8 protein-coding genes and 1 pseudogene are annotated in these 9,575 nt (G+C 54.8%); 2 read left to right on the forward strand and 7 right to left on the reverse strand.

Going from position 1 to position 9,575, the window contains the following annotated elements:
- Positions 1-38: 38 nt before the first annotated feature.
- The 6 genes from tsaA to pilB all read right to left on the reverse strand — a co-directional run bounded on the left by tsaA (position 39) and on the right by pilB (position 6,384).
- The gene (tsaA, locus tag B9Q17_RS02405; RefSeq protein WP_094623943.1) at positions 39-788 is read right to left on the reverse strand and encodes a tRNA (N6-threonylcarbamoyladenosine(37)-N6)-methyltransferase TrmO; all 750 of its coding nucleotides are present in this window, start codon (positions 786-788) and stop codon (positions 39-41) included.
- A complete protein-coding gene (locus B9Q17_RS02410; RefSeq protein WP_341864842.1) occupies positions 781-1,905 on the reverse strand; it encodes a hypothetical protein in 1,125 nt (374 codons plus the stop codon). Before B9Q17_RS02410 ends, tsaA begins: the two co-directional genes overlap by 8 nt.
- Positions 1,868-2,497, reverse strand: a complete 630-nt coding sequence (coaE, locus tag B9Q17_RS02415) for a dephospho-CoA kinase (protein ID WP_094623944.1) — start codon at positions 2,495-2,497, stop codon at positions 1,868-1,870. The genes B9Q17_RS02410 and coaE overlap by 38 nt, the downstream gene beginning before the upstream one ends.
- A 3-nt stretch (positions 2,498-2,500) precedes the next feature.
- Positions 2,501-3,376 carry a prepilin peptidase gene (locus B9Q17_RS02420; RefSeq protein WP_094623945.1) on the reverse strand — a complete coding sequence of 292 codons (876 nt, stop codon included), beginning with the start codon at positions 3,374-3,376 and terminating at the stop codon, positions 2,501-2,503.
- 72 nt (positions 3,377-3,448) lie between these two features.
- Positions 3,449-4,669 (reverse strand): type II secretion system F family protein, encoded by a 1,221-nt coding sequence (locus B9Q17_RS02425; RefSeq protein ID WP_094623946.1) that lies wholly within the window; start codon positions 4,667-4,669, stop codon positions 3,449-3,451.
- 2 nt (positions 4,670-4,671) lie between these two features.
- The gene (gene pilB / locus B9Q17_RS02430; protein ID WP_094623947.1) at positions 4,672-6,384 is read right to left on the reverse strand and encodes a type IV-A pilus assembly ATPase PilB; all 1,713 of its coding nucleotides are present in this window, start codon (positions 6,382-6,384) and stop codon (positions 4,672-4,674) included.
- A gap of 390 nt (positions 6,385-6,774) precedes the next feature.
- Between pilB and B9Q17_RS18550 the strand changes: the two genes are divergently transcribed.
- Together B9Q17_RS18550 and B9Q17_RS02440 are read left to right on the forward strand one after the other, a co-directional pair.
- Positions 6,775-7,179, forward strand: a complete 405-nt coding sequence (locus B9Q17_RS18550; protein ID WP_425268606.1) for a pilin — start codon at positions 6,775-6,777, stop codon at positions 7,177-7,179.
- Between the two features lie 57 nt (positions 7,180-7,236).
- Positions 7,237-8,736, forward strand: a complete 1,500-nt coding sequence (locus tag B9Q17_RS02440) for an O-antigen ligase family protein (protein WP_154707606.1) — start codon at positions 7,237-7,239, stop codon at positions 8,734-8,736.
- Positions 8,737-9,246: 510 nt separating this feature from the next.
- Here the strand turns inward: B9Q17_RS02440 and B9Q17_RS18345 are convergent.
- Positions 9,247-9,575 (reverse strand): annotated as a pseudogene (locus B9Q17_RS18345) (transposase); the annotation flags it as partial.

Raw genomic sequence — 9,575 nt, forward strand, 5'->3', positions numbered from 1 at the left:
AAATTCCCTGTGTCGACTACAAAATCACCAGCGGCAGTTTAGCAGACCGACACCACTTCCACACGCACGGCAGCGCCCTCGTTTACAAAACGAAAACGAACATTCAGATCGTACAGGTGTGCGCCGTAAATGCGCTCCTCATCCCGGCCCCGGCGGAAAGACGGGCGGGGGTCGTAACTCACCACATCCTCGATCAGCCCGCGCAAATCCGGGTAGTCGGCTGGGGGCAGGGCGGCCAGTTGTGCGTCGGCCTCCGGGGTGAAGCTGACCGGCAGGCGCTGCAAGGGTTCTTCCTCTGCCCAGCCCAGGGAGGCCTCCGGTAAGGCATCAGCAAAGGGCAGGTAGGGTTTGATATCCAGGATCGGTGTGCCTTCAATCAGGTCGTGGTCGCTGATCTTCAGCACCAGCCGGCCGTTGTGCCTGTCCAGGCCTTCATTTTTTACCACCGACAAGCCCAGGCTGTTAGGCCGGAACGGCGAGCGGCTGGCGAATACCCCCATCTTCTTGTTGCCGCCTAATCGGGGTGGGCGCACCACAGGCCGCCACTCTGCCCGCACCGCTTCGTGGAACTGGAATACCAGCCACAGGTGACTGGCGGACTCCAGGCCCCGAAAGGCGTCTTCCCGGTCGAATGGTGGCTCGATCACCAGGCTGGCGTGGGCATTCCTGGTGAGCCCGGGTTGGCGCGGCACCCCGAACTTATCCTGAAAGCAGGAGCGGGTGTAGGCAATCGGGGTAAGGGTGAGGGCTTCCGCAGCGGGTTTGCTTTTGTGGCGGGGTCTAGTCACGGCTGATGGTTCCGGAGAAATACATTTCGATACGCAATACCACCGAGGCCCGGTCCTGGAAGCTGTCTTCCCGGGGGAATTCCAGGGCCGGCACCACCTCGGCAAACAGCCAGTCTTCGTACATGCGATAACGCCAGGTGAAATCGGCAAAGTAGGAGGTAGTGCGCCAGGATGGCTGGCTCTCGCCCAAAACGCCAATGCGGGGCGTAACCACCGACCGGTTATTCAGGCGCTTGCGCACACTGAAAATCTGAGCCGCATCGAACCGGCGTTCATCGTGAATCCACTCAAGTTCTGACGACGCAAAAAAATGCCAGCCATTACTCACCGGCCGGTCCCAACCCATCCAGGAGCGGGCGCCCCAGCCTTCGGTGTGATAGTAGTAAACCCGTTGTTTAAGGTTGAATGCCCAGTCTTCATCGATTCGCCAGCCCTTGCTGGCGGTCATGCGCCAGAAGGCTTCCGGGGGCAGCCGCAGCCGGCCGCCGATATCCGTGGACAGGTTGATCGCATCGCCCACCTGGGTCAGGTAGCGCAGGGCACCGGTGGTTTCGGTTTCGGTACGCTCGGGCTCGGTTAAGGTGCGGTCCCGTTCCCGCTCGGCCAGGGGGATCAGTTCCTCGCTTTCGCTCTCCACCACCAGCCGCAGCCTTTCCTCGGCCGTGGGTACATCCAGCCGGAACCGGGCTTCAGGCTCGAAACTGGCCAGGTTGCTGTATTCCGATTCTGCCGCGAAGCCCAGGCGAAGGTAGCTTTCGTTGTTGGGCAGAACATGACTAAAGCCAGACAGGGTCTGGTCTGCCCAGGCGCCCATGGATTGCACGTTAACCCCGTGCCGGCGTTCCTGGCGAATCACCCAGTTACTGAAATCCAGCCACCAGGAATCTTCCGGCTCGGCCCAGTATTCATCGGGATCAAAGGTATAGAAAGATGCTGGCAGGCGATAGGGCGACAGCACTTCGGACACCGGCGCCGCTTGCATATTGAACACCGGCTCGCCGCCACGGGCTGTGGGTGCCAGAACCGCGCCAAAGGCCAGGAACGAGACAAAAAAAGAGGTGTAACGCAGCCGAAGCTCCTTAACTGAATTCAGCCAGCAAACGGTTATGCAGCTCACAAACCTGAAGCTCCACGTTATCCAGTGGGCGGTTATTATCAATAATAGCGCTTGCCAGCGCCCGCCGCTCGTCCCGGCCCAGTTGCGCCGCCATAATCCGCTCCACCTGTTCCCGGGAATTGGCGTCGCGGGCCATAGTGCGGTCCAGCTGCACCTCCTCCGGCACATCCACCACAATCACCTGCTCAACCAGCTGATGTTGATTGGTTTCCAGAAGCAGGGGAGATACCAGCAGCACATAAGGTAACGGATAATCGCCGGAGTTGCCCTTAGCCGAAAGGCTGGAAGGGTTACGCAACTGGCGAACCAGCTCCTCGCGAATCACCGGGTGCAACAACTGCTCCAGCCACTCCCGCTCCGCAGGCTCCGCAAACACCCGCTGCCGCAACCAGGCGCGGTCTAAAGAACCATCTGCCTGTAACACCTCAGCACCGAAATGCTCCGCAATTTGCGCCAATGCCGGCTGCCCCGGTTCCACAACTTCACGGGCCACATTATCGGCATCCACCCAGTGCACGCCCAGTTCGCCAAATAGCCGGGCCACGGTGGATTTTCCGGAGCCGATACCACCTGTTAAGCCAATAATCCTCACGCATCAAACTCCCAAAAACCCAAACCAGAAGCGCTGAATCTCCGCCCCAAACCACAATCCAAGCAACCCGGCAGCCGCCAGATAAGGCCCAAACGGAATCGGCACCTCACGCCCATGCTTCCTGAACACCATCAGCGCAATACCAACCACAGCCCCCACCAGAGACGACAACAAAATCACCGCCGGCAACAACTGCCACCCCAGCCAGGCCCCAAGCGCCGCCAGCAATTTGAAATCCCCATGGCCCATGCCTTCCTTACCGGTGGCCAGCTTGAACAGCCAGTACACCGACCAAAGCGACAAATACCCCGCCACGGCACCCCAGAAGGCACTCTCAAAATCCGTCAGCACGCCAAAATAATTCAACACCAACCCCAGCCACATCAGCGGCAGGGTGATGCTGTCCGGCAGCAACTGGGTATCAAAATCAATCACCGTCAACGCCACCAGCGCCCACACCAGCAGCAAGGCCCAAAGAGCGGCTTCGGTCGGCCCCAGCAAGAACACCGTAACCACCGAAAATGCTGCGGTAACGGCCTCAATCAGAGGGTAACGAACCGAAATCCGGGATTTGCAGGAAGAACACTTGCCGCCAAGAAACAACCAGCTCACCACCGGAATATTTTCCCAGGCCCGAATCTTGTGGCCACAGGAAGGGCAGGTGGAGGCAGGTTTGGACAGGGTGATGGTTTCTTCTTGCTTGCGCTGGGCCTCCGGAACCTCCAGAAATTCCTCACACTGGCAACGCCAGTCCTGGTGCATCATTTTGGGCAGGCGCAGGATGACCACATTCAGGAAACTGCCGATGCAGAGGGAGACGAGGGTTGCGGTTAGGTAGAGGAGCCAGGGGGTGTTGAGGAATACGTCTAGAGAGGGCATTCAGGAACTCATTGGAAATGTTGGGAGAATGCCTGCTCCCCAAAGAAACGGGGAGCAGGAACGGGCCGGTGTTTAGCCGACAACCTGACCCATCTGGAAGATCGGCAGGTACATGGCAATGATCAGGCCGCCGACCAGCACACCCAGAACCGCCATGATCATCGGCTCCATCAGGGCGGTCAGGTTGTCTACCATGTCATCCACCACCGCCTCGTAGTGCTCGGCAACCTTCTGCAGCATCTCATCCAGGTTGCCGGACTCTTCACCAATAGCTGTCAGCTGCACCGCCATTACCGGGAAGATGTCCTGCTGACGCATGGAAGCCTGTAGCTGGGTACCGCTGGAAACATCGTTCTTGATACGCTGGATGGCATCGCGATAAACCGCGTTACCGGTGGCCCCGGCTACGGAATCGAGGGCGTCGACTAGCGGTACACCGGCGGCGAAGGTGGTGGATAGTACCCGGCCGAATTTGGCGACGGCGGATTTGTCGAGGATTTCGCCCACAACCGGCAGTTTCAGCACGTGCTTGTCGACAATATCTGAGAATTTTTGGGAACGCCTTTTGGATTCCTTGAAGAGGAAGATTGTGCCCACAATGCCCAGCAGCACGACAAACCACCAACTCTGCATCCACTCAGATAGCCGAACCACCATCTGCGTAAATACTGGAAGCTCTGCCCCGAAGCCCTGGAACAGACTCTCGAACTGTGGCACCACCTTTACCAGCAGAATCGCAGTAACCACGATTGCCACCACGATAACGGCGATGGGGTAGGTCATGGCTTTCTTGACCTTCTTCTTGAGCAATTCCGTCTTTTCAAGATAAGTCGCAATCCGATCCAGCATCGCTTCCAATGCACCGGCCTTCTCACCGGAATCCACCAGGTTGCAGTACAGATCATCAAAGTGCTTCGGATGCTTGCGCAAGGAAGCAGCAAAGCCGGAACCGGAAGAAATATCATTCCGGATGGTTACCACCAACTCCTGCAGGCCCTTGTTCTCAAGCCCATCGGCCACAATGTCAAAGCTCTGCACCAGCGGCACACCGGCCTTCATCATAGTGGCCAGCTGGCGAGTAAGCATGGCGATGTCAAAAGGCGTAATCTTCTTGCTGCCACCGAACAACGGCTTGGGCTTTTTCTTGACCTTATCCGGAATCACCCCCTGCTTGCGCAGTTGGGCTTTCACAAGGGCAAGGTTAGAGCCCATGATCTCGCCCTTGGTTTTATTGCCCTTCCGGTCTTTACCTTCCCAAACGTACGATTCGAGTCTATGCGCTTTTTCTGCCATGCTTAATCCTTCGTCACGCGGTTGGCTTCCTCAAGGCTGGTCACCCCCTGAATTACTTTCAGAAGGGCGGACTGCCGTAGTGTGCGGAAGCCTTCCGCCTGAGCCTGCTTTGCTATTTTTATGGAACTGGCTTCTTCCATAATCATGTTGGCCAGCTCGTCTGTAATCTTCACCACCTCGTAAATACCAACGCGGCCTTTGTATCCCCCATTGCATTTATCACAGCCCTTGGGGCGGTACAACGTGAAGCCTGTATCAATTTGTTCTTGTGTGAACCCTTCCTGCAAAAGCACATCCGCCGGAATATCCGCGGGCTGTTTGCAGCCATTACACAACCGCCGACCCAAACGCTGGGCAATGATCAGGCTAACCGAGGTGGCGATGTTGAACGCCGGCACGCCCATGTTCATCATCCGGGTCAGGGTTTCGGCAGCGCTGTTGGTGTGCAGGGTAGAAAGCACCAAGTGCCCGGTTTGTGCCGCCTTGATGGCGATGTTGGCGGTCTCCAGATCCCGGATCTCGCCCACCATGATCACGTCCGGGTCCTGACGCAGGAACGCCCGCAGCGCCTCCGCAAACCCCAGACCCACCTTGTTGTTCACGTTTACCTGGTTTATGCCTTCCAGGTTGATCTCCGCCGGGTCTTCTGCCGTGGAAATGTTGCGCTCGGTGGTGTTCAGGATGTTCAAGCCGGTATACAGGGAAACCGTTTTACCGGAACCGGTGGGCCCGGTCACCAGAATCATACCTTGCGGCTGTTCCAGTGCATCCAGGTAGAGCTGCTTCTGGTCTTCCTCGTAACCAAGCACATCAATACCCAGCTTGGCCTGGCTCGGGTCCAGAATCCGCAGCACAATCTTTTCGCCCCACAAGGTGGGCAGGGTATTCACCCGAAAGTCGATGGCCTTGGTTTTGGACAGTTTCATCTTGATCCGGCCGTCCTGGGGCAACCGGCGCTCGGAGATGTCCAGCTGCGCCATAATCTTCACCCGGGCAGAAATCTTAGGTGCCAGCTTGATAGACGGGCGGGAAATCTCTTTCAGAATGCCGTCGGTACGGTACCGAACCCGATAGGTCTTCTCGTAGGGCTCGAAGTGCACATCCGATGCACCGCCACGAATGGCATCCAGCAGCATCTTGTTCACATATTTCACGATGGGCGCATCATCTACCTCGGCTGTGACGGCCTTTTCGTCGTCCTGGTCGCCAGCCTCCGTCTCCACTCCTTCCAAGTCGGCGTCTTCCAGGTCGCCCATGGTGGAATCCTGGCTTTCCAGATACTTGTCGATGGCGGCACGGAGCTTGGCGTCATCTACCAGAATCGAGTCGGTGCTCAAACCTGTGTTGAATTTGATTTCGTCCAGCGCTTGCAGGTTGGTCGGGTCTGAAATGGCCACAAACAATCGGTTGCCACGCTTATAAAGTGGCAGGGCGTTATGTTTGCGGATGAGCTTCTCGTCGACCGTCTTTTCCGGCAGCATTTCCGGGGCAAAGGCGTCCAGGTCCAGTACCGATACACCAAACTCCATGGCGGCAGAAAACGCCAGCCTGCGGCTGTCGGCCAAATCGTTCTGGGTGAGGTAGGTGATCAGCGGAATACGGTTCTTGGAGGCCTGAAGAAAGGCATCCTTCGCCACGTCTTCGTCCAGAAGCCCGTCTTCCACGAATCGACGGGCCAGGCCCGTCAGCGTCACGTTTCGATTGCTGCTCGCCATAAATGCTCTGAGGAAAGTCTTATAAGTGGCTGAATCTCGGATTTATGAACCAGAGTTTAGATGGATGGTACCGCTTTGGAAAGCGGGGTGTGTCTCAGGTTTGATCTTTCTCAAGGACGTGTAGGGAAAAGTTGCGTGTCTGGGATTGTCATTTTCGGGGTGACGAAAATTGTCACCTGTGGACGGTGGGCGGCACACGCTTTTTGCCATGGGAGGGCGTTGACCGGCGTTTCTTGATTTAAGTCACTGTATGAGCGCTGATTTTTAACATTTTCTTGCATTTGGCATGGGGCCTGCTTAAGTTACACCACGCTCAGCGCGGAAACGGGGCACAGCTCCACCGCCCCGGAGCTGGAAAACCAAAAATGAGAACTCTTTGAGGTTTATAACATGCAAAAAATTCAGATGAACAAAGGTCAGCAGGGTTTTACTCTGATCGAACTGATGATCGTTGTGGCGATCATTGGTATTTTGGCGGCTATTGCTATTCCGCAATACCAGAACTACACTCGTAAAAGTGCTAATAATGCATGCTTGGCTGAAGCAAAAGGAGCGGCTAATGCTCTTTTGATCGCTTTCTCTGAGCAAGATGAGGATTTCGAGGAAATCGATTGGGCCGCTTGCGATGAAACTACTGCGTCAGGCTATCCTGGAGATCTGACGGATGATGGCGCCCCAGAGAATCCGCCTAGCTTTACAATCGAGCCAGCGTCTCCAGGTGGTCCTGCCGATGATGAGACGGCACTGGAAGTTAGTTGTGGAAATAGTGGGTCTTGCTCAATTGTTGCGACTTAATTAATCCTTGATACCAAGAGCCGGCGCTGCCGGCTCTTTTTTTGGTGAGTATGAAGTTTGAGTAAAGGAAGCTTTTTAAATATGGTGCTCCGTGCCTTTTTTGGAGCTTTACTTTCATTGCTTTTTATTCAGCTGCTTTTCTCTGAAATTTTGCCTGGTTCCTTTGGTAGCTACAATTATCAAAGGTTTAGTTTTTTATTTTTGGCTTTACTTTTTGGTGTTTTATTTTTTCTTTATTACTTTAGGGTAGGGTTTGAGGTAAGTTTTTTTTTCATTGCTTTTCCGCATCTTTTTTTTGTGTTTTGTGTTTTATCTGCCTCTGCCTCTGCCTCTGCCTTATCTGGTTATTCTTACTCTTTAGTTGAGCCAGCATTTTTTTCTTTTTATTTTTGCCTATCCTTCTTTTTGGGTAAGCTTTTGGCTGATATGGGTCGGATTTTGTCAGCATGCTTTTTCTTTTTATATTTTGCTTTCTTTTTCTGTGCCATGTACGGCTTCTCTTTGATTAGTATATACATCTTCGCAATCTTGGATAGCGTTAGTGACTTAAGTGTTTTTATTCCTTCAGGTTTCGTGAATATTCGCTACTGGAGTCATGTTGCTACTTGGTTTGTGCCTCTTTTTCCTCTTGCTGTATTAGTGGGTCCGCTAAAAAACAACATGTTGTTGAAGGTGATAATGCTATTGGCTTCAGGATTATGGTGGTGGGCTCTTTTCTTAACTACCTCTCGCGGATCTATTTTGGGCATAATTTTTGGGGTGTTAGTCGTGCTCTGCTTTTTCCACCGAAAAGCCATGCCCTGGCTGAAGGTGTTTCTGCAATATCTCTTCGCAGGCATTGTTATCTGGCTTTTGCTGTCTGTCGCTATCCCTTCGTTTATGGCGGATGGCGTCCAGGTCCGAAGCATCAAAACGGATAGTTCAGGCCGTATTCCCCTGTTTGTGGAAGCTTGGAAGATGAGCCTGCAAAACTTTCCGTTCGGAATGGGGCCTCAATCCTGGCTGACCCATGAGCCAATCACAGAAGCTTATGCTACCGGCAAGAAGTTCGGTCACCCCCATAACATGTACCTGATGTGGGCTGCCGAATATGGTTGGCTTTTGATTGCTGCCATGGGATTGGTGGTTGTTCAGGCCATCCGTAATTTTTGGCGGCGGAGGGCGGAGTTGTTTGAGTCTGGCGACTCCAACCAGCTGCTGTTGCTGGCGGGCTTCACGGCATCCGTTTCTGCTGCGTTGTTTCACGCCGGGGTCTCGGCTGTTTTTATGGCACCAGGATCTATGTTGGTGGGGTTGTTTGTCCTGATAGGTTTTTGGGCTTTGATCCTGCCTGCAGGAGATTCGTTGCAAGAGGCTAGGTCGACCGCTAATCCTCGGCGTCGCATGATTGTCGCGGGTTTGCTATCAGCCGCTTTCCTGATTTTGTGGGCGCTCTGGATGAATGAGGTCTGGCAGTATTATCAGGACATGCGGGCGGATGAGGCTTACTACTACGAGCATGAAAGCGAAGGCACGCTCCCCAGGTTCTGGTTTCACGGTAACTACCCGCGGGATTAACACAAGTTGATCATGGACAGGCACTAGCCTGACCAGATCCCCAAAGGCCCGGCGGTTTCGACCCCGGGCCTTTGTTGTTTCTGACTTTCGGTTTCACTGCGCCTAATTCGGGGTTATGGCAAAACGGCGGCGGCATTCCACCGTGAATTGTGGAAATCTGCCGATTTCAGGCGAGCGACGTCCTCGGCGGGCGCGCCGATAGTCTGATTTGAAAAAGAAGGGGAGGGAGCCTAAGCCGCTTGTCGTCGCCGTCCAGGATTTCGGTAGTCCTGATAGCTATCTTCAAAGGCAGTCGCCCGGTGGCACCACCGTTCCGGGTCCAGATTCAGCCGTTCCAGAATCGGCAGCGCGCTTTCGTCAATGCAGCCGCGTTTGTCGCTCTGGCTGATCCGCCCGGTGCAATCGACCAGCTCCAGGTAATCTTCAAAACTGAACAGGATGCCTCGCTGGAAGCCGTTCGAATGAGGCCCTCAAAACCCAGTAGCGGTTTTAGCGGCACGGAAAACTCATTCAGTGCCTGCTGTTCCGTCTGTCGTGCAATCGCTTTCTCGCAATTGGTTCATTCAGGCATTTCATAAACCAGCTCAAATCCGCCAACCGCTGCCGGAAGGTTTCCGCGTACGCCTCCACTCGCCGAAGCTCTGCAGCACACAACTCGTCGCCCCGATGATATCGCTGCACTAGTGGCGGCCCTTTGTAAAGGCTGCACCAGCGCGCCAGCACCTCATCCATACTCCAGGGTACCACCTCATCCGGGCTGAGCTTCACCACCAGGTGGTAGTGATTCGACATCACCGCATAAGCGGCAACATCTACCGCGAACACAGATGCCAGAAGCC

Source organism: Marinobacter vinifirmus, assembly GCF_002258215.1.
Classification (GTDB): Bacteria; Pseudomonadota; Gammaproteobacteria; order Pseudomonadales; family Oleiphilaceae; genus Marinobacter; species Marinobacter vinifirmus.

Coding starts and splice junctions, on each gene's coding strand:
- B9Q17_RS18550 (WP_425268606.1), top strand. CDS start 6,775: ATGCAAAAAATTCAGATGAACAAAGGTCAGCAGGGTTTTACTCTGATC.
- B9Q17_RS02425 (WP_094623946.1), bottom strand. CDS start 4,669: ATGGCAGAAAAAGCGCATAGACTCGAATCGTACGTTTGGGAAGGTAAA.
- pilB (WP_094623947.1), bottom strand. CDS start 6,384: ATGGCGAGCAGCAATCGAAACGTGACGCTGACGGGCCTGGCCCGTCGA.
- B9Q17_RS02420 (WP_094623945.1), bottom strand. CDS start 3,376: ATGCCCTCTCTAGACGTATTCCTCAACACCCCCTGGCTCCTCTACCTA.